This is a genomic window from Paracidovorax valerianellae (genome assembly GCF_900102625.1).
Lineage (GTDB): Bacteria > Pseudomonadota > Gammaproteobacteria > Burkholderiales > Burkholderiaceae_C > Paracidovorax > Paracidovorax valerianellae.
In genome coordinates this window covers 17,269-38,650 of the sequence record NZ_FMZC01000025.1, presented here as the reverse complement: position 1 = coordinate 38,650, position 21,382 = coordinate 17,269, and the positions used below count along the sequence as shown (strand labels likewise).

At 67.9% G+C, this 21,382-nt stretch carries 17 protein-coding genes; 10 read left to right on the top strand and 7 right to left on the bottom strand.

Annotated features, from left to right (window positions below; genetic code table 11):
* From BLT03_RS22795 to hpaI, 4 genes are all read left to right on the top strand, one after another.
* Positions 1–507: aldehyde dehydrogenase family protein (locus BLT03_RS22795; protein WP_139160507.1), on the top strand; the 507-nt coding region annotated here is incomplete at its 5' end.
* 137 nt (positions 508–644) lie between these two features.
* Positions 645–1,673 (top strand): Bug family tripartite tricarboxylate transporter substrate binding protein, encoded by a 1,029-nt coding sequence (locus tag BLT03_RS22790; protein ID WP_092746065.1) that lies wholly within the window; start codon positions 645–647, stop codon positions 1,671–1,673.
* Positions 1,674–1,823: 150 nt separating this feature from the next.
* Positions 1,824–2,822: an NAD(P)-dependent oxidoreductase gene (locus tag BLT03_RS22785; RefSeq protein ID WP_245711529.1), complete on the top strand. Its 999-nt coding sequence runs from the start codon at positions 1,824–1,826 to the stop codon at positions 2,820–2,822.
* A 104-nt stretch (positions 2,823–2,926) separates the two neighbouring features.
* On the top strand, positions 2,927–3,754 hold the full coding sequence (hpaI, locus tag BLT03_RS22780; RefSeq protein ID WP_092746064.1) for a 4-hydroxy-2-oxoheptanedioate aldolase: 828 nt from the start codon (positions 2,927–2,929) through the stop codon (positions 3,752–3,754).
* An 80-nt stretch (positions 3,755–3,834) separates the two neighbouring features.
* On the opposite strand, the gene BLT03_RS22775 is transcribed toward hpaI, so the two are convergent.
* Entirely contained in the window at positions 3,835–4,716 is an 882-nt protein-coding gene (locus BLT03_RS22775) for a LysR family transcriptional regulator (RefSeq protein ID WP_092746063.1), read from the bottom strand.
* A 50-nt stretch (positions 4,717–4,766) separates the two neighbouring features.
* Between BLT03_RS22775 and BLT03_RS22770 the strand changes: the two genes are divergently transcribed.
* Positions 4,767–5,762, top strand: coding sequence for a DMT family transporter (locus tag BLT03_RS22770; protein ID WP_245711528.1), 996 nt, complete (start codon positions 4,767–4,769; stop codon positions 5,760–5,762).
* A 22-nt stretch (positions 5,763–5,784) separates the two neighbouring features.
* Here BLT03_RS22770 and pmbA read toward each other — a convergent pair whose 3' ends face one another.
* Entirely contained in the window at positions 5,785–7,194 is a 1,410-nt protein-coding gene (gene pmbA, locus BLT03_RS22765) for a metalloprotease PmbA (protein ID WP_092746061.1), read from the bottom strand.
* A gap of 87 nt (positions 7,195–7,281) precedes the next feature.
* Here pmbA and yjgA point away from each other — a divergent pair, with 87 nt between their 5' ends.
* Positions 7,282–7,947, top strand: a complete 666-nt coding sequence (gene yjgA / locus BLT03_RS22760) for a ribosome biogenesis factor YjgA (RefSeq protein ID WP_092746060.1) — start codon at positions 7,282–7,284, stop codon at positions 7,945–7,947.
* Entirely contained in the window at positions 7,940–8,566 is a 627-nt protein-coding gene (gene mog, locus BLT03_RS22755; protein ID WP_092746059.1) for a molybdopterin adenylyltransferase, read from the top strand. The genes yjgA and mog overlap by 8 nt, the downstream gene beginning before the upstream one ends.
* A 28-nt stretch (positions 8,567–8,594) precedes the next feature.
* Here the strand turns inward: mog and BLT03_RS22750 are convergent, their stop codons facing one another.
* The 3 genes from BLT03_RS22750 to BLT03_RS22740 all read right to left on the bottom strand — a co-directional run bounded on the left by BLT03_RS22750 (position 8,595) and on the right by BLT03_RS22740 (position 11,952).
* Complete coding sequence (locus tag BLT03_RS22750; RefSeq protein WP_139160506.1) at positions 8,595–9,890, bottom strand: hypothetical protein; 1,296 nt, start codon at positions 9,888–9,890, stop codon at positions 8,595–8,597.
* Between the two features lie 411 nt (positions 9,891–10,301).
* Complete coding sequence (gene cysE, locus BLT03_RS22745) at positions 10,302–11,087, bottom strand: serine O-acetyltransferase (protein WP_092746057.1); 786 nt, start codon at positions 11,085–11,087, stop codon at positions 10,302–10,304.
* A gap of 46 nt (positions 11,088–11,133) precedes the next feature.
* On the bottom strand, positions 11,134–11,952 hold the full coding sequence (locus BLT03_RS22740) for an RNA methyltransferase (RefSeq protein WP_092746056.1): 819 nt from the start codon (positions 11,950–11,952) through the stop codon (positions 11,134–11,136).
* 138 nt (positions 11,953–12,090) lie between these two features.
* Between BLT03_RS22740 and BLT03_RS22735 the strand changes: the two genes are divergently transcribed.
* Positions 12,091–13,026: an inositol monophosphatase family protein gene (locus BLT03_RS22735; RefSeq protein ID WP_092746055.1), complete on the top strand. Its 936-nt coding sequence runs from the start codon at positions 12,091–12,093 to the stop codon at positions 13,024–13,026.
* Between the two features lie 6 nt (positions 13,027–13,032).
* Here the strand turns inward: BLT03_RS22735 and BLT03_RS22730 are convergent, their stop codons facing one another.
* Together BLT03_RS22730 and BLT03_RS22725 are read right to left on the bottom strand one after the other, a co-directional pair.
* Positions 13,033–14,163 (bottom strand): response regulator, encoded by a 1,131-nt coding sequence (locus BLT03_RS22730; protein WP_092746054.1) that lies wholly within the window; start codon positions 14,161–14,163, stop codon positions 13,033–13,035.
* 12 nt (positions 14,164–14,175) lie between these two features.
* Entirely contained in the window at positions 14,176–19,122 is a 4,947-nt protein-coding gene (locus BLT03_RS22725; RefSeq protein ID WP_092746067.1) for a PAS domain S-box protein, read from the bottom strand.
* A 409-nt stretch (positions 19,123–19,531) separates the two neighbouring features.
* Between BLT03_RS22725 and BLT03_RS22720 the strand changes: the two genes are divergently transcribed.
* Positions 19,532–20,605 carry a mechanosensitive ion channel family protein gene (locus tag BLT03_RS22720; RefSeq protein ID WP_092746053.1) on the top strand — a complete coding sequence of 358 codons (1,074 nt, stop codon included), beginning with the start codon at positions 19,532–19,534 and terminating at the stop codon, positions 20,603–20,605.
* A gap of 148 nt (positions 20,606–20,753) precedes the next feature.
* Positions 20,754–21,122 (top strand): response regulator, encoded by a 369-nt coding sequence (locus BLT03_RS22715; protein ID WP_092746052.1) that lies wholly within the window; start codon positions 20,754–20,756, stop codon positions 21,120–21,122.
* The last annotated feature ends 260 nt before the right edge of the window (positions 21,123–21,382 follow it).

The following is a 21,382-nucleotide window of genomic DNA, read 5'->3' as shown; positions in this document are numbered from 1 at the left end:
GTCGGCCCAGCCAGCGACCCGGCCTCGCAGATCGGCCCGATGATCAACAACCGCGCGGTGGAGAAGATCGACCGCCACGTGCAGGACGCCATCGCCAAGGGCGCGAAAGTGCTCACGGGCGGCAAGCGCCTGACCGAGCTGGGCGCGACCTACTACGCCCCCACCGTGCTGGAGAACGCCGACGCCACCATGGCCTGCGCGTGCGAAGAGACCTTCGGCCCGGTGGCGCCGCTCACGCGCTTCGAGAGGGAAGAGGAAGTGATCGCCGCCGCCAACGACACACCGTTCGGCCTGGCCGCGTACTTCTACAGCCAGGACGTGCGTCGCATCTGGCGGGTGGCGGAGGCTTTGGAGACGGGCATCGTGGGCATCAACGAAGGGGCGCTGGCAGCGGAGGCTGCGCCGTTCGGGGGTGTGAAGGAGTCGGGCTACGGGCGCGAGGGGTCGACGCACGGGCTGGAGGATTACCTGCACACGAAGTACGTGTGCCAGGGCGGGCTGGACTGAGCCCCAAGAACACACCCATCACAGGACCGCCCATGGACATGGATTGACCGATTTCCCCCCGGCACGGCGCGACATGGGCGCCGCGCCGGTTCGCTGACCTGACCGACATCAAAAATCACACACAAGGAGACAAACCCATGGTCCACATCGCTTCCCCGGCGCGCCTGCGCGCGCCTGCCCCCCTCCACCGCCGCGGGCTGCTGCTTTCGGCCGCGCTCGCTGCCTGCGGGCTGGCCGCGCCGCTCGGTGCCGTCCACGCGGCGGATGCCTACCCGTCCAAACCCGTCACGCTGCTGGTGCCCTACCCGGCCGGCGGCGCCAACGACGCGGTGGCGCGCCTGATCGGGCAAAAGCTGGGCGACGCGCTCAAGCAGCCCATGGTGATCGACAACCGCCCCGGGGCCGGCACCACCATCGGCACCACAGTGGCGGCCAAGGCCCCGGCCGACGGGTACACGCTGGTACTGGGCTCGCTGGCCAGCCATGCGGTCAGCCCGCACCTGTACGCCAAGCCGGGCTACGACGCCGTGGCCGACTTCGCTCCAGTGGGGTTGATCGGCGTGGTGCCGATGGTGCTGGTAGTGGCGCAGGATTCGCCATACACCAACGTGCGCGCGCTGGTGGATGCGGCGCGCAAGCAGCCGGGCGCGCTGAACTACGGCTCGTCGGGCAACGGCTCGCCGCTGCACCTGGCGGCAGAACTCTTCAAGCAGGCCGCGCAGGTGCAGATCAACCACGTGCCCTACAAAGGCGGCAACACGCACACCATGGACCTGATGGGCGGGCGGCTGGACATGATTCTGGACACGCTCACCAGCGCCTCGCCGCTCATCAAGGGCGGCAAGGTACGCGCCCTGGCAGTCGCCGCGCCCGCGCGCCTGCCCGAGATGCCCGATGTACCCACCTTCGCCGAGGCAGGCTACCCAGGCTTCGAGGTCAACGCGTGGTATGCCCTGTACGCGCCGGCCAAGACCAGCAAGGACGTGCTGGCCACCCTGAACACCGCGCTGAACGCCGTGCTGCGCCAGCCCGAGGTGCTGGAGCGCATGGGCGCGCTGGGCGTGCGGCCGCAGCCCGGCACGCCGCAGGCCCTGGCCCGCTTCACGCAGGACGAGCTGGGCCGCTACGGCAAGGTGATCCAGGCCAACGGCATCCGCATCGACTGAGCGAGCGAGCGAGCGACCGGCACGGTGGCGCAGCGCTGCGCCACCTTTCCCCGGCCCCGCTTGCGCGATTGCAAGCTTGCACGCTGGCGCCATCCCTCGCTCCCATCCCTTTCCCATTTCCTGTCCCTGTCCCATTCCCTTGCACGCGCCATGAACGCTTCCACGATGTCCCCTGCCGCCCCCGAACCCTCCGCGCCGTTCGACGTGCTCGTCACCGCCGCGCATTGGCCCGAGGCCGCGCAGGACCTGGTGCGCCGCAGCGGCGGCCGGGTGCATTGCATGGCGCAGCCGATCACCGAGGACACGCTGGCCGAACAGCTGGCCGCCACGGGCGCGCAGGCCATCGTGCTGCGCGGCTCCCCACCCATCACCGACCGGGTGATGGCCGCTGCGCCGGCATTACGCATCGTGGCCAAGAACGGCGCGGGCGTGGACAGCGTGGACCGTGCCGCCGCGCAGCGCCGCGGCGTGGCGGTCGCCGTGGCGCTGGGCGCCAATGCCGATGCGGTGGCCGAGCACGCGCTGGCGTTGATGCTGGCGCTCACCCGCCAGTTGCCCGAACTGGACCGCCGCGTGCGCGCGGGCGGCTGGGCCGACAGCCAGTGGCAGGGCCGGGATTTTCGCGGCAGCGTGGTGGGCATCGTGGGCTACGGCAGCATCGGCCGCGCCACCGCGCGGCTGTGCACGGCGCTGGGCGCGCAGGTGCTGGTGCTGCGCCCACCGGGCCAGGCCGACGGATTCGCCACCGAGCCCGACCTGCACGCCTTGCTGGCGCGCGTGGACATCCTGAGCCTGCACTGCCCCTTGAGCGACCGCACCCGCGGCCTGATCGGCGAGCGCGAACTGGGCTGCATGCGGCCCGGCGGCCTGCTCGTCAATACCGCGCGCGGACCGGTGGTGCAGGAAGCGGCCCTGCTGTCCGCACTGCGCAGCGGCCACTTGGCGGGCGCGGGGCTGGACACCTTCGACACCGAGCCGCTGCCCGCGCACCATCCGCTGACTGCCCTGCCGCAGGTGCTGCTGACGCCGCACGTGGCGGGCGTGACGCGCGACGCCGCACTGCGCGTGGCCACCGCCACGGCACGCAACATCGTCGATCACCTGCAGGGGCGGCCGCTGCTGCCGGGCCATCTGCTCGCAGGCGACTGACGCCGCGCCACGGCAACGGCACCCGCCCGCCCGCCCGCAGCGTTATCTTTCGCCTTTCAGCCTTCTCTTCTCGCCCCTCCCTATCCCCTTCTTCGCACCACGCCATGCCCGCACACAACCCCTTCAAAACCGCACTCGCCGCCCGCCAGCCCCAGATCGGCCTCTGGCTCTCGATGGCCGACCCGTACCTGGCCGAAGCGGCCGCTACCACCGGCTATGACTGGCTGCTGATCGACGGCGAGCACGCGCCCAACGACGTGCGCAGCACGCTCACCACGCTGCAGGCGGTGGCGGCGCACCCCGCCCATCCGGTGGTACGCGTGGTGGAGGGCAACACAGCGCTCATCAAGCAGATGCTGGACATCGGCGCGCGCACGCTGCTGGTGCCCATGGTGGACACCGCCGAGCAGGCGCGCGCCATCGCCGCCGCCACGCAGTACCCGCCGCACGGCATTCGCGGCGTGGGCAGTGCCGTGGCCCGGGTGTCGCAATGGAGCGGCCGTGCGGACTACCTGGACATCGCCGACGACGAGGTCTGCCTGCTGGTGCAGGCCGAGACCGCAACCGCGCTGCAGAACCTGTCCGCCATCTGCGCGGTGGACGGCGTGCACGGCGTGTTCATCGGGCCGGCCGACCTGGCAGCGTCGATGGGGCACCGCGGCAACCCGGGCCACCCGGACGTGCAGGCCGCCATCGAAGCGGCCATGAAAACCATCATCGCCAGCGGCAAGGCCGCCGGCACGCTGACGTCGGACCCGGCACTGGCCAAGCGCTACCTAGAACTGGGCTGCACCTTCGTCGCCGTGGGCGTGGACGTGCTGGTGTTCGCCAACGCGGCGCGCAAGCTGCGGGGGCAGTTCGGCAGTGCAGCCGGCGCCTCGGCGGGTGCCGCGCCCGCCACCGCGCAAGGCAGTGCCAGCGCGGCGTATTGAAGAAGAGGAAAAAACAAAGCAAGGCCGAGGCAAGGCACCGGCACCGGCTGCATCGGCCAGAGCGCTTCGCGCGCCGTCCGTCAGCCCAGGCGCCGCAGCTTGGTGCCTTGCCGGGCCAGTGCCACGAAGGCCGCCGCGGCGGGCGAGAGCCGCCCCAGGTGCCGCACGGCCAGCCCCGTCACGCGGCGCTGGCGTGGCGACAGGCTGCGGTAGACCACGCCGTCCGGCGCGGGCGGCAGCGCCAGCCGCGCGGCCATGGACACGGCCTGTGCCCGGGCCACGAAGCCGAGCATGGACGACAGCTGCTCGAAGCGGTACAGCGTGTTGGGCTTGGCGCCCGCCTGGTCCAGGAACCGGTCGATCTGCGCGCCCGAGCCGGCCGAGGTGCGAATGAACGGCTCACCGTCGAAGTCGCCCGCGCGGATGGCGCTGCGCCCCGCCAGCCGGTGCGATGCGGGGATGAGCGCGACCAGTTCGTCCTCGGCCAGCGGAATCGTCTCGAAGCGGTCGTCCGGCAGCACGACGAAGCCGATCTCCACGCGCCGCTCCAGCAGCCAGCGGGCCACGGTGTCGTCGTCCTGCTCTTCGACCTGCACCTCGACCTCGGGCTGGCGGCGGCGGTATTCGGTGATGAGCCGGGGCAGCAGTTGCAGCGAAGAGGTCGGCCCGAACGAGGCGATCTTCAACGTGCCGCGCGCCACGCCGCGCTCCGCCGCAGCCTCCTGGCACAGGGCCTCTTTCTCTTGCAGGATCACGTTGGCGCGCAGCAGCAGCCGCGCGCCCGTTTCGGTCAGCGTGGAGACGGGCCCCTCGCGACGCACCAGCAGCACGTCAAGTTCGGTTTCCAGCGCGCGGATGGCGTGGCTCACTGCGCTTTGGGTGATGCCCAGCAGCCCCGCCGCGCGTGAGAAACTGCCGGCCTTGGCCAGCGCGGCCAGCACTTCGAGCTGGGTGAAGGTCATGAGCGATCGCTCATTGGTGTATGAATCGGCATGAAGCGATATTACGGCCCATGCATCGCTTTCCTCACCTGACCTACCACCTGCGCCTGGCCGGCATGGCCGCGCTCTGGGGCGCCTCGTGGCCGTGCGGCCGCGTGCTGGCGCAGGCCATGCCGCCGCTGGCGGCCGCGGCCATTCGCTTCATGCTGGCCGCGCTGGTGCTGCTGCCCTGGCTTTACTACAGCGGCGGCATGGCGCGCATCAAGGGATGGGACATGCGGCGCTGGGCCGGCATGGCGGTGGCCGGCGCGACCGGCGTGTTCGGGTATTCGATGTTCTTCATGCTCGGACTGCAGCACGTGCCGGCGGGCAAGGCGGCGCTGGTGGTCACGCTCAACCCGGTGCTCACGTTCCTGCTGGCGGCCTGGCTTTTCCGTGAAAAGCTCAACCGCACCATCGCCGCCGGCATGGTGCTGGCCGCCGCGGGCGCGGCCGTGGTGATGGCGCGCGGCTCGCCGCTGCAATTGCTGCAGGGCGCCCTGGGCATCGGCGAGTGGCTGCTGCTGGGGTGCGTGGTGAGTTGGGTCGCCTACACGCTCATCGGGCGCTGGGTGCTGACCGGCGTGGACGCGCTGACGACCACCGCCGTGACCGCCACCCTGGGCGCCGCCATGCTGGTGGCCGCCAGCCTCGCGGTGGAAGGCCCCGCTGCATTCGGCGCCGCGCTGCAGGCCCCGGCGCAGGCCTGGGGCGCGCTCCTGTTCCTGGCGTGGGGCGCCACGGCGCTGGCCTATGCGTGGTATTTCGACGGGGTGAAGGCGCTGGGGGCCGGGGCCGCCGCCTCATACATCACGCTGGTGCCGGTGTTCGGCGTGTTCTTCTCGGCGCTGTGGCTGGGCGAGGGCCTGACGGGCCCGATGGCGCTGGGCGGCGCGATGGCGGTGGGCGGCATGGCGATCATGAGTGCCGGGCGGCGTGGCGGGCCCTCGCCGGCGCCGGCATCGCAAGCGTTGCAGCAGCCGCCCCAACCGCCCCAACCGCAGCAGACGCGGCAGGGACGGGCGTGAGAGGCAGCGCGGGCGCGGGCCCTCAGCTGCCCGCGACCTTCATGCGGTTCACGAGGATCGAGCCCACGGTCTTGGCACCGTAGTTGTAGGCATCGGCGCCCACGGCTTCGATGCCCTTGAGCATGTCCTTCAGGTTGCCGGCGATGGTGATCTCGTGCACGGGGAAGGCGATCTCGCCGTTCTCGACCCAGAAGCCGCTGGCGCCGCGCGAGTAGTCGCCCGTCACGTAGTTCACGCCCTGCCCCATGAGTTCGATCACGAACAGGCCCGTGCCCAGCTTTTTCAGCATGGCATCGAGGTCGTCGCCCGGCCGGGTGCGGCGCGAGGTGAGCGTGAGGTTGTGCGAGCCGCCGGAGTTGCCGGTGGTCTTCATGCCCAGCTTGCGCGCCGAGTAGCTGGAGAGGAAGTAGCCCTCCACGCGGCCGGCATCGACCACCTTGCGGGCGGACACGCGCACGCCCTCTTCGTCGAACGGCGAGCTGCCCTTGCCGCGCAGCACGAACGGGTCTTCCAGCACGTCGATGTGCTTGGGCAAGACCTGCTTGCCCAGCGAGTCGAGCAAGAAGGTGCTCTTGCGGTACAGCGCGCCGCCGCTGATGGCCTGCACGAAGCCGCCCAGCAGGCCGGAGGCCAGGGGCGATTCGAACAGCACGGGGCATTGCGTGGTGGGGATCTTGCGGCTGCCCAGGCGGCTCAGGGCGCGCTCGGCGGCATAGCGGCCCACCGTGGCGGGTGCGGCCAGCTCGGCGGCGTCGCGCATGGAGCTGTACCAGGCGTCGCGCTGCATGTCGGCATTGCGGCCGGGCAAGGCGGCGATGGGCGCGACCGACAGGCTGTGGCGCGAACTGGCATAGCCGCCGCGAAAGCCGCGTGTGTGCGCGCTGAAGAAGTGGCTCTGCTGCGCCGACACGCCAGCGCCTTCGCTGTTGGTGATGCGGCGGCTGGTTTGCAGCGCCGCGGCCTCGCATTCCATGGCGATGCGCGCGGCTTCTTCGCTGGTGACGGCCCAGGGGTGGAACAGCTCCAGCTCGCGGTGCGAATCGGCCGGGGCGATGTCGGCTTCGTCCGGCAGGCCGGCCACCGGGTCTTCGGCGGTGAAGCGGGCGATGTCGTAGGCGGCCTGCACGGTCTGCTCGATGGCGGCGCCGGAAAAGTCCGACGTGCTCGCGTTGCCGCGCCGGTGGCCGACATAGACCGTCACGCCCAGCGACTTGTCGCGGTTGCGCTCCACGTTCTCCAGCTCGCCCTTGCGCACGCTGACCGACAGGCCGCAGCCCTCGGACGCCTCGGCGCCGGCATCGGTCGCGCCCAGCTTCTTGGCATGCGCCAGGGCTCGGTCCACGAGGTCTTCGAAAAACGGGCGGGTGTAGCTGAAACCGCTGTCGGGCGTCTTCGGGGCGGCGCCGGCGGCGCGTGGGCTGGGTGTATTCATATCGGCGGCTATGATACTTGCCGCCTTCGGCGCCTCCGTGCCGAAGCCTGTTTGGGCACACGAGTGCCCCTCCCATTGCCCCCCACCATGTCACGCAAACCCAAAAAAGGCTACTACGTGCGAGGCCAATTCGTTGCCGAAGGCAGCGAACTGGACATCGAACTGAAAGCCGAGCTCAAAGGCACGCACGAAGCGAGCAGGACCGACCTGAAGCGCGAAAGCGATGCACTGCAGAAACTGGGCGAAGACCTGCTCACCCTGCGCGCCGACCTGATGGAGCGCGTGCAGCTGCCCGAAAAGCTGCGCGACGCCCTGGCCGAGGCCCGGCGCATCACCAACTTCGAGGGCAAGCGCCGCCAGATGCAGTATGTCGGCAAGATCATGCGCCAGCTCGACCCCACGGTCGTGGCCGCCGCGCAGGCCGCGCTGGACGAGCAGCACAACGGCTCCGCCGCCGAAAAGCTCGCGCTGCATGCGGCCGAGCGCTGGCGCGACCGGCTCATCGCCGACGACGACGCCCTGCCCGACTGGCTGGAGCGCTTTCCGCGCACCGACACGCAGCAGATTCGCGCGCTGATCCGCCAGGCGCGCAAGGATGCGCAGCCCGAGGGCAAGGTCGCCAACGTGCAGGTCTCCGAAGGCCTGGCACCGCGCAAGGGCCGCGCCTACCGCGAACTGTTCCAGCTGGTGCGCGAGCAACTGGAAGAAGCCGCGATCCACGCCCGCCATGAAGAAACCGGCCGCGATGCCTGACGCCACCGCAGCGCCGCTTGCGGCCACCGGCCCGTGCGATCCGGTGCGCATCGGCATCGTCTCCATCAGCGACCGGGCCAGCACCGGCGTCTATGAAGACAAGGGCCTGCCCGCGCTGCAGGAATGGCTGACCCGCGCACTGCGCAACCCCATCACCTTCGAGCCCCGGCTGATTCCCGACGACCAGGCCACCATCAGCGCCACGCTGATCGAGCTGGCCGACACCGCCGGCTGCAGCCTGGTGCTGACCACGGGCGGCACCGGCCCCGCGCTGCGCGACGTGACGCCCGAGGCCACGCTGGCCGTGGCGCACAAGGAAATGCCGGGCTTCGGCGAGCAGATGCGCCAGATCGGCCTGCGCTTCGTGCCCACGGCGATCCTGTCGCGCCAGGTGGCGGTGGTGCGCGGCAGCACGCTGATCGTCAACCTGCCCGGCCAGCCCAAGGCCATCGCGGAAACGCTGGAAGGCCTGCGGGCCGAGGACGGCAGCCAGACCGTGCCCGGCATCTTCGCCGCGGTGCCGTACTGCATCGACCTGATCGGCGGGCCGTACCTGGAGACGCACGACGCGGTGTGCAAGGCGTTCCGGCCAAAAAGCGCGCAGAGGGTCAGGTCTTAAGACACGTCGCGTATCGTGATCGCGGGCGTCATCGAGAATCGGTGCCTGAGCCTTGCGATATCTTTTGCCGCTGATTCAAAAAATCATCAAAGGAAGCGCGAATGGTAATCACTGGCAGTGTGCCTCTTGCGCGATCCCGCTCTTTCTTATGATATTCAGCGATTTTCCCGGGCGCGACAGAGAAATCCCAATACTGCAAATCACCGGCTTGGGCATCCAGCACTCCAGTTCCCGAGGCTGCAATCAGTGCCGCATAGAGGGCTTGAACCTTTAATGAAATGGCCTGCAGGGCTGCCAAGTCGACATGACCCCCTGCGGCTTTTAGGGTCTGCATTATTTTTGAGATATCTGCCTGAATCGCCATGGAAAGCACATCTTCCTGGCTTTCGGCATGAAGCACATATCTCGCCCTCAATTGGTAATAGGCAATGTAGTTTCGATGTTCTTTGAAGACTCCCGCAGAACCTGGACGGGGTTGCTCAATACTCTTTCTTTCGAGTAAATCGTCCCCCAAGTGAAGGCTCGTGATCTGAGGATCACCAAGAATCAAAAAACCACTGATTTTTTTTCTACTGTTTCCGGACAACGAGGCGGCATCTCCCGCCGTGGCGCCCCCCGACACTTCCACTTCTTTGTCCCAACGCGTCACGAATACGCCCGACTTTGCGGTGAGCGAGCGAATCTTTGCTAGGGCCTCACTCAAACGAGTGCCGTTTTCCTCGGTGACCTTCAAAGCAGCTTTTACCTTGGTCAGATCGGAGAAATCATCACTGGGGTAAATGGATTGCAGCGACCGAAGCAATGTGTCGATCTGGGTCTGGGAAGCGCCTTGTGCCGCGTGCAACACTGCGGTGAGGGCTGCCGCCTTAACTTCGCCGCGCATGGCCAAAGCGATTTCAGACTGCGACACGACCAAATTGTCCCGTAATTGCGTCAGTTCCCTCAAGGTGACGCTCTCGCCACATTGGGTACTGGAAGACGGACCGTTGACCAAATTGCAGAACCGCCGTTGAACCACGAAAGACTGGCCTTCAGTCAAGCGCGGAGTCATGCTATCGGGGAGGTCGGAGCGTCCTGAAAAAAAGCGAGCGAATTGCTCTTTTGCCGACCATTTATCAGGATCCGTGGTTAATGTGCCGACCACCTCTTCCGGGCCGAGACCCGTGACATTGATGGAACGGACCATGCGCAAACCATAGGCTCCATATTCGCTGTCTGAAACCGTCCCCAATTCCGTCATGGCTACGCGCATGGGCGAACCGCCCGTACATGCCGAAAGCACAATCACAACCCCACTCGCTATCAAACGGCGCAGTATTTTCATCACCCCTCCTTTATAGTTGAAGCGTTGGCGCGATGTTTCGTCAAACACCGCTGGTCGTGAATTCTCCGCACGGTGATAAAAATCACCGCCTTCCCAAGGCAGAGAACCACGACCGCTCAAGAAAAAAGGACGGCCCACAGAATTACAGGCCACCGTTCATTGCATTGAACTAACCAACGCACCCATCCTATTCGCAGATTCTCAAACCAATATGAATATTGAGAGAGGGAATGATGCGATTGCGTACAAAACAAGGATCAGGTAATACAGCAACAATTTCGCTGCTACAGGAGTCAACAGGCAGGCTCAAAAAACACTTTCAGCCGCTCTGCTCTGATCGTTGATGCTCATCCCAATGAATGAGCTAAAGCGATGAATGTGACATTTCGGAAGTTTGACGGGCCGCGTCGTTTACTTGCCCACCAACTCGTTCAGCTTGTCGGCCTGGAACTGCTGCTCGCGCGCGGCGTCGCAGGGCACGCAGTCCTTGGCCGGGGCCTGCGGGTTGGCCGAGAGCTTTTCGATGGCCTGCCACAGCAGCGCGATCTGGTGCTCTTGCGACGAGGCGTTGTCGATCAGCCCGCGCATGGCCTGCGAGAGCGGATCGTCTTCCTGGGTGATGCCGTAGGCGGTGAAGGGGCGCGCGGCCTGCGGCTCGGTCACGTCGGCGCTCTGGCCGGCCTTGGAGGGAATGATGCGGGCCGGAATGCCCACGGCCGTGGCGCCCGGCGGCACGGGCTTGATGACGACTGCGTTGCTGCCGATCTTGGCGCCGTCGCCCACTTCGAAGCCGCCCAGCACCTTGGCGCCCGCGCTCACGACCACGTCCTTGCCCAGCGTGGGGTGGCGCTTGGCGCCCTTGTAGAGCGAGGTGCCGCCCAGCGTGACGCCCTGGTAGATGGTGCAGCCGTCGCCGATTTCGGCCGTCTCGCCGACCACCACGCCCATGGCGTGGTCGAAGAAGACACGCTCGCCGATCTTGGCACCCGGGTGGATCTCGATGCCGGTCGTCCAGCGTGCGAAGTGCGAGATGAACCGCCCCAGCCACGGCAGGCCGTGGCGCCAGCACCAGTGCGCCGGGCGATGCAGCCAGATCGCGTGCAGCCCGGGGTAGCAGGTGACCACCTCCCAGGTGCTGCGCGCAGCGGGGTCGCGGTCGAGGATGCACTGGACGTCGGAGCGCAGGCGGGCAAACATGGGGTGGCGGGGGTTGGCTTCGGGGGCGGGAAAAGAGCCGCCGAGTCTATCGCTTTGGCTGAGCGGCGCCGGTCATGGCTTTGGCGACACCGCGCAGGATGTGGATTTCCTCCGGGGTGAGTTGCGCGCGGTTGAACAGCTGGTTCAGGCGCGGCATGAGCTTCTTGGGCGCGGCGGGGTCGAGAAAGCCGATGTCCACCAGCGCGCGCTCCCAGTGCGCGAGCATGCCGGCGACCTGCGCGGCATCGGCCCGCTCGGTGACGGGCGCCGCTACAGCGCCCTGCAAGTCAGCATCGCCATCGGCTGCTGGTGCAGCGGCGAACCCGCCGAGCGCCATGCGCCATTCATAAGCGACGACCTGGATGGCCGCGCCCAGGTTGAGCGAACCGAAGGTCGGGTTGGTGGGAATGGAGAGCGCCACGTGGCAGCGGTACACGTCGTCGTTGGCCATGCCGAAGCGCTCGCTGCCAAACAGGAAGGCGACGCCGGCCTCGGTGGTGGACGTTTGAGCCGAATCGGCCTCCAGCGCATGTTCCCCTAGGGAGGTTTGCTCCTTTTTTAATAGCAATTCGAAATGTTCGCGTGGCGCGCGCGTGGGCGGGCCGAAGTCGCGCGGGGTCATGGCAGTGGCGCACAGGTGGCTCATGCCGTCCAGGGCTTCGTCCAGCGTGGCGACGATGCGGGCGTTCTCCAGCACGTCGAGGGCGCCGCTGGCGCGCTGGATGGTTTCCTCGCGGCGCAGCACGTTGGCCCAGCGCGGCGCGACGAGCACCAGGTCGTCGAACCCCATGGTCTTCATGGCCCGGGCGGCGGCGCCGACGTTGCCGGCATGGCTGGTGTGGATGAGGATGAAACGGGTCTTCATGGGCGCGCGGTCGGTAAAAAAGGCAGTACGGGTAAAATCGCGCGCTCATTGTCGCCGTCCGCATCGCCGGGGCGCCATTCCCCCGTTCCTGAACCGCTGGGCTGCCCCTGTGCACCGCCCGGCCCACGCCACAATCCAATGTCGACCAATCTGCACCCCATGCTCAACGTGGCCATCAAGGCCGCACGCGCCGCCGGCGCCATCATCAACCGCGCGGCCCTGGACGTGGAATCCGTGCGGATCTCGCAAAAGCAGATCAACGATTTCGTGACCGAAGTGGATCACGCGAGCGAAAAGATCATCATCGAGACGCTGCTCACGGCGTACCCCGGCCACGGCATCATGGCCGAGGAATCGGGCAGCGAATACGGCGCGAAGGATTCGGAGTTCGTCTGGATCATCGACCCGCTGGACGGCACCACCAACTTCATCCACGGCTTTCCGGTCTATTGCGTGAGCATCGCCCTGGCCGTGCGCGGCAAGGTCGAGCAGGCCGTCATCTATGACCCGACCCGCAACGACCTGTTCACCGCCACCAAGGGCCGCGGCGCCTACCTGAACGAGCGCCGTATCCGCGTGAGCAAGCGCACGCAGCTCAAGGAATGCCTGATCTCCACGGGCTTTCCGTTCCGCCCGGGCGACAACTTCAAGAACTACCTGAACATCATGGCCGACGTGATGCAGCGCACCGCGGGCCTGCGCCGCCCCGGCGCCGCCGCGCTCGACCTGGCCTACGTGGCCGCGGGCTTCACCGAAGCCTTCTTCGAGACGGGCCTGTCGATCTGGGACGTGGCGGCCGGCTCGCTGCTGGTGACCGAGGCCGGCGGCCTGGTCGGCAATTTCACGGGCGAGGCCGACTTCCTGGAGCAGCGCGAATGCCTGGCAGGCGCCCCGCGCATCTACGGCCAGCTCGTGCCGATCCTGACCAAGTACAGCAAGTTCGCCAGCGCCGGCGACAAGGCCGCCGTGCGCCAGGCCGCCGAGAACCTGTCGCTGCCCACGGACGGCATGGACGACGTGCTGCAGCCCGCCACCCCGGCGGAAGACGGCGAAGCCGCCAGCGGCGCGCGCTGAGCCCGGCTATTCCGGGTCGGGGTACTTGAGCGCGATGTCGCGAAAGTCGTCGGCCAGGTCGACGAAGGCATCCACCATGTCGGGGTCGAAGTGGGTGCCCCGGCCCCGCATGATGGTCGAGCACGCCTGGTCGTGCGAATACGCGGGCTTGTAGACCCGCTTGCTGATGAGCGCGTCGTACACGTCGGCCACGGCCATGAGCCGGGCCGACACCGGAATGGCATCGCCCGCCAGGCCTTCCGGGTAGCCGCTGCCGTCCCACTTTTCCTGGTGGCTGTAGGCGATCTCCTTGGACACGTTCAGGAACGCCACGCGCATGCCCAGGCGGCGCTCGGCATCTTCGATGGCGTTGCGGCCCAGCGTGGTGTGCGTCTTCATCACCTCGAACTCTTCCACCGTGAGCTTGCCGGGCTTGAGCAGGATGCTGTCGGGAATGCCGATCTTGCCGATGTCGTGCAGCGGCGCCGACTTGTACAGCAACTCGATCATGCGTTCGGTGAGCGTGTTCTCGAAGCGCGGGTGTTGGCGCAACTGCTCGGCCAGCGCCTTCACGTACAGCTGCGTGCGCCGGATGTGGTTGCCGGTTTCGTTGTCGCGCGTTTCGGCCAGCGAGGTCATGGCCATGATGGTCACGTCCTGGATGGCCTGCACCTCCAGCGTGCGCATGGCGACTTCGCGCTCCAGGTAGGCGCTCTTGTCGCGCAGGAAGTCGGCGGTGGCCTTGAGCGCCAGGTGCGTGTGCACGCGCGCCAGCAGGATGGGCGGGCTGATCGGCTTGGTGATGTAGTCCACCGCACCGGCGGCGAGGCCCGTGCGTTCATCGTCCGAGGTGGAGCGCGCCGTGAGGAAGATGACCGGGATGTCGCGCGACTGCGGGTGCGCCTTGAGCTGGCGGCAGACCTCGTAGCCGTCGATGCCGGGCATCATGATGTCCAGCAGGATCAGGTCGGGCGGCGGGGAGGATTGGGCGATGCGCAACGCCTTCTCGCCCTGGTTGGCCACCTTGACGTGGTAATGGTCGCGCAGCAGCGTGCCCATGAGCGTGAGGTTGTCCGGCGTGTCGTCCACCACCAGCACGGTGGCGATGGGTTTTTCGACAAAAAGGGACTCGTCGGCATAGAAGTGGGGAATGTCCATGGGGGTGTCCTGTCATGCCGGCCCGCCTGGCAAAGGCGCTGGCCTGTCGAGGGCCGGTCCCGCCGCGGCATGCAGCGTTTCCAGGGCCCGCTCAAACTCGAAACTCCGGGTATCCGATTCCAGCGCGGCGAATGCCGCGCCCAACGCACGCTCCAACAGCGGCCTATTTTGCTGCAGATGGTCCACCGCGGCCGGATCGTCGGCCTGCAGCAACATCTGAAGGCGCTGCAGCACGGGCTGCAAGTCTTGCGGCGCATGCGGCGCGTCTGGCGGGGCCGTGGCGGCAACAGGTTCCGGCCCGGCCGCTGTCCAGGCATCCAGGCCCGACAGCAGCTCGGCCATGCGCCGGTCCACGCCGTCGCAAAGCCGCTGCAGCGCTGCGGTGCGCTGCCCGCTGCGCAGCGCTTGCTCCAGCGCCTGGGCTTCGTCGGACAGCGGCTGCGCGCCGATGTTCGCCGCCACCGAACGCAGCGTGTGCGCAAGCCGCTCGGCCAGCTCCCAGTCCTGCGCCCGCACCGCGCCCGACACGTCGCGCGCCACATGGCGCTGGCCGTCGGCGAACCGGCGCAGCATGTCGGCATACAGCGCCGGGCGGCCAAGCGCGCGCTGCAGTCCCAGGGCCGTGTCGAGCCCCGGCACGCCGTAGGGCAGCGGGGCCGCCGACGCCGAACCCGGGCCCTGCCCTGCCTCGGCCCCCTTGCCTGCCAGGACGAACGCGGGGGTGGGCGCGATCGGACGCTGGCCGCCCGACCCTTCTGCAACCGCCGCAGCCGCCGCGCCGTCCAGCCGCACGCCCAGCCCCGGGCGCGGCCGAATCCACCGTGCCAGCGCGCGCCACAGCACGGCCGGCTCGATGGGCTTGGGAACGTGGTCATTCATGCCGGCGGCAAAGCAGCGCTGGCGGTCGGGCTCCATGGCATTGGCCGTCATGGCGATCACCGGCAGGTGGGAATGGCGCGGGTCCGCGCGCAACTGGCGCGTGGCGGTTTCGCCGTCCATCACGGGCATCTGCATGTCCATGAGCACCGCGTCGTAGTCCTGGCGCTCGATGCATTCCAGCGCGGCCTGGCCGTGCGCCGCCACGTCCACCACGAAGCCGGCGTCGCGCAGCAGCTCCAGCGCTACGAGCTGGTTCAACTCGTTGTCTTCCACCAGCAGCACCGAGGCGCCGCGCACCGACAGCGGCGGCTGGTCGCTGCCCGGCTGCGCAAGATGGGCATGCGTGGGCATCCAGCCGTGCTCCAGCGGCTGCATGAGCGTGTCGTAGAGCAGCGAGGCGCTCACCGGCTTGACGAGCACGGTCTCGATGCCCTGCTCGCGCGCGGCGACCATGACCTCTTCACGCCCGTAGGCGGTGACCATGAGCATCTGCGGCACGCGGGCCATGCCGATCTCGCGGATGCGCCGGGCCAGTTCGATGCCGTCCATGCCGGGCATGTGCCAGTCGATCAGCAGCAGGCCGTAGGGGTGCTGCTCGTCGATGCCCTGGCGCAGCGCGGCCAGCGCCTGCAGGCCCGATTGCACTTCGGTGGTCTCGAAACCCATCGCCTGCAGCATGTCGGACAGGACGGTGGCGGCGGTGTGGTTGTCGTCCACCACCAGCACGCGGCTGCCGCGCACACTGGGCGGCGGCGGCATGGCCGGCACGCTTTCGCCGCATTCGAGCGGCAGCGTGACCCAGAAGGCCGAGCCCTTGCCCAGATCGCTCTCGGCCCCGACCTCGCCGCCCATGAGTTCGGCGAGGTTCTTGCAGATGGCCAGGCCCAGGCCGGTGCCGCCGTAGCGCCGCGTGGTGGAGGCATCGGCCTGCTGAAAGCTCTGGAACAGCCGGCCCATCTGCTCGCGCGCCATGCCGATGCCGGTGTCTCGCACCTCGAAGCGCAGCAGCACGCGCTGCCCGGCCCGCTCCAGCACGCGCACGAGGATGTGGATCTCGCCGCGCTCGGTGAACTTGATGGCGTTGTTGGCGAAGTTGATGAGGATCTGCCCCAGCCGCAGCGCATCGCCTACAAGGTGCGTGGGCACGTCTGCGGCGGCGTCCAGCACCAGTTCCAGCCCCTTCACGCCGGCCTTGTAGCCCACCACGTCGGCCACGCCTTCCAGCATGCGGTCGAGCACGAACGGCTGCTTTTCGACGATGAGCTTGCCGGCCTCGATCTTGGAGAAATCCAGGATGTCGTTGATCACGCCCAGCAGGTGCTGCCCGGCCTGCTGGATCTTGCCCACGTAGTCGCTCTGGCGCGGCGTGAGCCCCGATTTGAGCGCCAGATGCGACATGCCGATGATGGCGTTCATGGGCGTGCGGATCTCATGGCTCATGTTGGCCAGGAAGTTCGACTTGAGCGCGGTGGTTTCCTCCGCCATCTCCTTGGCGCGGCGCAGTTCGCGCTCGGCGCGCTGGCGGTCGGTGATGTCCACGAAGGTGCCGATGGCCCCGCCCGGCGTGCCGTCGGGCCGCTGAAAGCCATGCAGCCAGAACAGCGTGTGGTGGATCTCGCCGTCCGCATAGGGCAGATCGACCTCCTTGTGCAGCGACTGCGCGCCGCCCACGGCCAGCTGCGTGTCCGAATCGAAGGCCGACCGCTCGGCTTCGGAGAGGTAATGCAGGTCCAGCACCGTGCGGCCGATGAGGTCGTCGCGCCGCACGCCGAAAGCGCGCTCGTAGGCGCGGTTGAAGCCCACGTAGCGCCCATCCGCATCCTTGTAGAACAGCGGCACGGGGATCGCGTCGATGAGCGCCTGCTGGAACACCAGTTGCTCGGCCACCTGCGCCTCCAGCAGCTTCTGGTCGTTCACGTCCACCTGCACGCCGATGAGGCGCCGCGCCCGGCCCTCGTCGTCGCGCAGGATGCGTGCCGCGCACAGGAACCAGCGCACCTCGCCGTCGTGGCGCACCACGCGCCACGAATCCTGCAGGTGCGCATCGCTGCCCGCCAGCGCGGCGTCCATGCGCGCCTGGGCACGGGCTCTGTCCTCAGGGTGCAGGCGGTCGAGCCAGTCCTGCAGGCTGCGCCCCTGGGGCTGCGGGGGCGCGCCGTACAGCGATTCGAGCTTGTCGCTCCACACCAGGTGGTCGCGCGCCAGGTCCAGGTCGAACACGCCGACCTTGCCCGCCTCTTGCGCCAGCGCCAGGCGGTCGTTGATCTCGCGCATGGCCTCTTCGGCGGCGCGGGCCTCGCTCACGTCTTCGATCACCCACAGGCACGAATCGCTGAAGCCATCCATCTGCAGGCTGCGGCCGGACACGCGCGCTTCGAACGTGGAGCCGTCCAGCCGGTGCAGCGTGCAGACCTCGCGCACCGCATGGCCGGCATCCAGCCGCTCGCCCGTGCGGTCGAGGAACGCCGCATGCCCCTGCGGCCCGCCGAACATGCGCGACAGCGGGTGCCCGAGCAGATCGGCGCCCGCACCGCCCATGAGTTCGGCGAACGCCGGGTTGAACTGGCGGAAGGCCCCGTCGCACACGAGCAGGATGGGCGGCGCGTTGTCGAAGATGGCCGTCTGCTGGGCCAGCAGGTCGTTGAGCAGGCGCTCGCGCCGCTGCAACTCGTGGTGGGCGGTGATGCGGTCGGTGACGTCTTCGTGCAGCCCCACGATCGCGATGCGGTGGCCGCGCTGGTCGAACACGGGCGACAGCGTGGCCTCTTCATGGAACAGGGTGCCGTCCACCCGCTGGTTGATGAACTCGCCGCGCCACGACTGGCCCGCCAGCAGGCGCGCCCACATCTGCTGGTAGGTAGCGGGCGGCGTCTGCCCGCTGGCGATGATCGAAGGCTTTTTGCCGCGCACCTCCTGCAGGGTGCGGCCGGTGTTGCGCTCGTACTCGTTGTTGACCCAGTCGATGCGCCCTTCGGCATCGGTGATGACCACCGCCACGGGGCTGGTCTGCAGCGCGGCGCCGAGTACCTGGAACCGCTCGATCGCCGCCGCCATGCGCGCGCGATTGCGCAGCATCTCCAGCATCATCCCGCCCATCAGCAGCAGCAGGGCGAACGTGCCGCCTCCGATGAGCCAGCGGCGCGAGGGCGGCAGCAGCGCGCTCACGTCGTCCAGCATGACGAGCTGCCACAAGCCGTCGGGGTCCTTCCAGTCGAGCGAATGCTTGTCGAGCGCATAGGTGGTGCCGTTTACCGAGACCTCTCGGGCATCCAGCGGGAACGGCAGCGCGGATGCGACGCCGTTGTCGAAGAGCTTGCCGAACTGCCGCTGCTCGCGCACCGCGTCGATGCGCGCCTGGGTGAGCGGCGGCGCCATCGAATAGCGCCATTCGGCCCGGGTGGACGAAAACACCACGCCTTTCGGCGATACGAGCAGCATCGGGTAGCCGGACCGCGCCATCTGCGCGTCGAACGCGTCGAACGACACCTTCACCATGACCACGCCAATGATGGCGCTGGCCGGCGAGTCGCCCTCGTATAAAGGCGCGGCGTAGTACAGGCCGCGCTCCTGGGTGTTGCTGCCCAACGCGGGGTACACGTTCACCCCGCCCCGCACCGCCTGCTGGAAGTACGGGCGGTAAGCGAGGTTGATGCCGGTGGACGGCACGCCCGGGGTTTCGTGGGCGACCACGGTGCCGTCGCGCGACAACACGTACACCCCGCTCATCAGGAACCGCCCGCGCACGACGGCCAGCCGGGCGAGGGCCTGCGGTGCGTCCGGCTCGAGTTCACCGGTCGCCACTTCTTTCAGCGCGGGCTCGCTCAAGCCCAGCAGCGTGACCGCGCCGAGGATGGGGCTGCCCATGCTCTGGTTGAGCAGCGAATCGGCCGTGTGCGACAACTGGCGCACGCGCTCTTCCGCACGCCCGGAGGCGCGCAGGTGCGCCACTGTTTCCACGACAAGCCAGGCACCCAGCAGCGCCAAGGCAATGACCAGCACAGCGCCACGCCGCCATCGCCGGTCGCCGATGGCGTGGTCGTGCAAGGCGCCGACACCGCCATGGCGGGGGGTTACCGCCATGGGCTTGCACCCCACGGCATCCACAGCCGCAGGCGGCCGGGGGTGGGCGTGCCAATAGCGCGCACTCGAAACAATCCGGTAGACACCATCACAGTCGCTTTGAACCTTCCCTTGCGGCAGGACACACACACTGTCTGGACAGGCCCTGAAGGGCGCATGCCCCGCAGTATGTCAAAACGTAACAGATTCCTCGAATCTTTTACATCCAAGCGGTCTGGTGGGAATCAGGGTGTTCCCTGGGTTGGGGCCAGCCGAACCCATCCGTCTCGCTCTGGCCTGATCCTTGCCAGCCTAGTGTCCTGAAGCTAGACATCCCCGCCCGGTGGCGAGCCGCGCACCGAACCCGTGCGAGATTCTTCAGCCGCCGTTCTGCTCTTTCCACCCCTTTCTTGAAGGAATCCCCCCGACGATGCTCGATTCGCTGTCCCTGTCCCCTTGGCTTGCCACCCTGCTGGGCGCCAGCCTGGCCGCCTTCGCCGGCGCCATCGGCCACCGCATTGCCGCGCTGCTCGCCCTGCGCGCCACGCGCGGCCTGCCCTTGCTGCACACCGTGGTGCAGGCCTGCATTCCGGCCATGCGGGTGCTGCTGCCGCTGTTCGCCATGCAGGTGGTCTGGGTGGCCGCGGCGGAAACGCTGCTCCACATCGGGACGGTGCGCCACCTGAACGGGCTGGCGCTGATCGCCGTGACGGCCTGGGCGCTGATCGCGGCCATCGGAGGCGTGGAGGAAGGACTCATCGCCCGCCATCCGGCGAATGTGGAAGACAACCTGACGGCGCGGCGCATCGCCACCCAGGCGCGGGTGCTGTCCCGCACCGCGATGACCGCCGTGATGATGGCGGCCCTGTCCCTCATGCTGATGACCTTTCCCGGCGCACGGCAGGTGGGCGCGAGCTTGCTGGCATCGGCCGGCGTGGTCGGCATCGTGGCCGGTATCGCGGCGCGGCCGGTGTTCAGCAACATCATCGCGGGTCTGCAGATCGCGCTGGCGCAGCCGATCCGCATCGACGACGTGCTCATCGTCGAAGGGGAATGGGGCCGCGTGGAAGAAATCACGGGCACGTACGTGGTGCTGGCGATCTGGGACGAGCGGCGCCTGATCATTCCGCTGCAGTGGTTCATCGAGCACCCTTTTCAGAACTGGACACGCACCAGTTCGCAGATTCTGGGCACGGTGTTTCTCTATGCCGATTACCGCCTGCCGCTGGAGCCGCTGCGCGCCGAACTGTCACGGGTGCTGGAGACTGCGCCGGAGTGGGACCAGCGCGTGCAGGTGCTGCAACTGACCGACGTGACCGAGCGCACGATCCAGATCCGCGTGCTCGTCTCGGCCCGGTCGTCCGGCCTGGCGTTCGACCTGCGCTGCCGGGTGCGCGAAGCACTTGTGACCTTCATTCAGCGGGAATATCCTGACTGCCTGCCGCAGGTGCGCGGCCCGCAGGACGCGGTGCGCGCCGAGCCCTCGCTGCAACCCGTGGCCTGACCGCTTCCAACCTGCCCTTCAACCTGCCCGCAGCCCCTCAGGCACGCCGTTTGCCGGAGCCCGTGCAACAGGCCGCGTCCATGTCTTTTGACATAGCCGTTTTCGAAGCTTGAAGGTATAAAACCTGGTTGATAGAAAGACGAGCGGAATGACGCAAAGGGCGGCGGAAATACTGGTGGTGGACGACCACCCCGAAACGGCGGAACTGGCAGCCATGGCACTGCAACTGGATGGCTTTGCGGCCGCCATTGCCAACAATGGCGTCGATGCGCTGGACTACATCGAAAAACACCAGCCGGCGTGCGTCCTGCTGGATTTCGACATGCCGGGCATGGACGGCCTGGAACTGGCCCGGCGAATCCGGGAAGCGCACAAGGACGACATCGTGCTGATCGCCCTCACCGGATGGACCGACACCAACGACCGCGTGACCGAACTGCTGGCGGCGGTCGACCACCACTTTTTGAAGCCGGTGGACTGGCGCCGCCTGACGGGCATATTGGCGCCGCTGCGCTGAGCGCGGCGCCTTGACTGCGGGCCGGCGCTTCGTCGGCCCCTTCAGCGATCAGGCCGGCACAGGTACGGCCTCACCCAACCCGCCCTCGATCCAACCCCATCCGACACGAGAGAGAATCGCTGCCATTCACCCCGCCCAGGCGCCTGACCTCCACGGGGTTCCAGATGGGCACTGCGTGAGCGAGGCAAGCAAAAAAAGAAACTGTTCCAGTTTCTCAATGACGTCGGAACACGCGCATTGCGTATGCACATGGGGCGGGT

Excerpts from the sequence above, each read along its gene's own strand:
- BLT03_RS22790 (WP_092746065.1), top strand. The coding sequence starts at position 645 with ATGGTCCACATCGCTTCCCCGGCGCGCCTGCGCGCGCCTGCCCCCCTC.
- BLT03_RS22785 (WP_245711529.1), top strand. The coding sequence starts at position 1,824 with ATGAACGCTTCCACGATGTCCCCTGCCGCCCCCGAACCCTCCGCGCCG.
- hpaI (WP_092746064.1), top strand. The coding sequence starts at position 2,927 with ATGCCCGCACACAACCCCTTCAAAACCGCACTCGCCGCCCGCCAGCCC.
- BLT03_RS22775 (WP_092746063.1), bottom strand. The coding sequence starts at position 4,716 with ATGACCTTCACCCAGCTCGAAGTGCTGGCCGCGCTGGCCAAGGCCGGC.
- BLT03_RS22770 (WP_245711528.1), top strand. The coding sequence starts at position 4,767 with ATGCATCGCTTTCCTCACCTGACCTACCACCTGCGCCTGGCCGGCATG.
- pmbA (WP_092746061.1), bottom strand. The coding sequence starts at position 7,194 with ATGAATACACCCAGCCCACGCGCCGCCGGCGCCGCCCCGAAGACGCCC.
- yjgA (WP_092746060.1), top strand. The coding sequence starts at position 7,282 with ATGTCACGCAAACCCAAAAAAGGCTACTACGTGCGAGGCCAATTCGTT.
- mog (WP_092746059.1), top strand. The coding sequence starts at position 7,940 with ATGCCTGACGCCACCGCAGCGCCGCTTGCGGCCACCGGCCCGTGCGAT.
- BLT03_RS22750 (WP_139160506.1), bottom strand. The coding sequence starts at position 9,890 with ATGAAAATACTGCGCCGTTTGATAGCGAGTGGGGTTGTGATTGTGCTT.
- cysE (WP_092746057.1), bottom strand. The coding sequence starts at position 11,087 with ATGTTTGCCCGCCTGCGCTCCGACGTCCAGTGCATCCTCGACCGCGAC.
- BLT03_RS22740 (WP_092746056.1), bottom strand. The coding sequence starts at position 11,952 with ATGAAGACCCGTTTCATCCTCATCCACACCAGCCATGCCGGCAACGTC.
- BLT03_RS22735 (WP_092746055.1), top strand. The coding sequence starts at position 12,091 with ATGTCGACCAATCTGCACCCCATGCTCAACGTGGCCATCAAGGCCGCA.
- BLT03_RS22730 (WP_092746054.1), bottom strand. The coding sequence starts at position 14,163 with ATGGACATTCCCCACTTCTATGCCGACGAGTCCCTTTTTGTCGAAAAA.
- BLT03_RS22725 (WP_092746067.1), bottom strand. The coding sequence starts at position 19,122 with ATGGCGGTAACCCCCCGCCATGGCGGTGTCGGCGCCTTGCACGACCAC.
- BLT03_RS22720 (WP_092746053.1), top strand. The coding sequence starts at position 19,532 with ATGCTCGATTCGCTGTCCCTGTCCCCTTGGCTTGCCACCCTGCTGGGC.
- BLT03_RS22715 (WP_092746052.1), top strand. The coding sequence starts at position 20,754 with ATGACGCAAAGGGCGGCGGAAATACTGGTGGTGGACGACCACCCCGAA.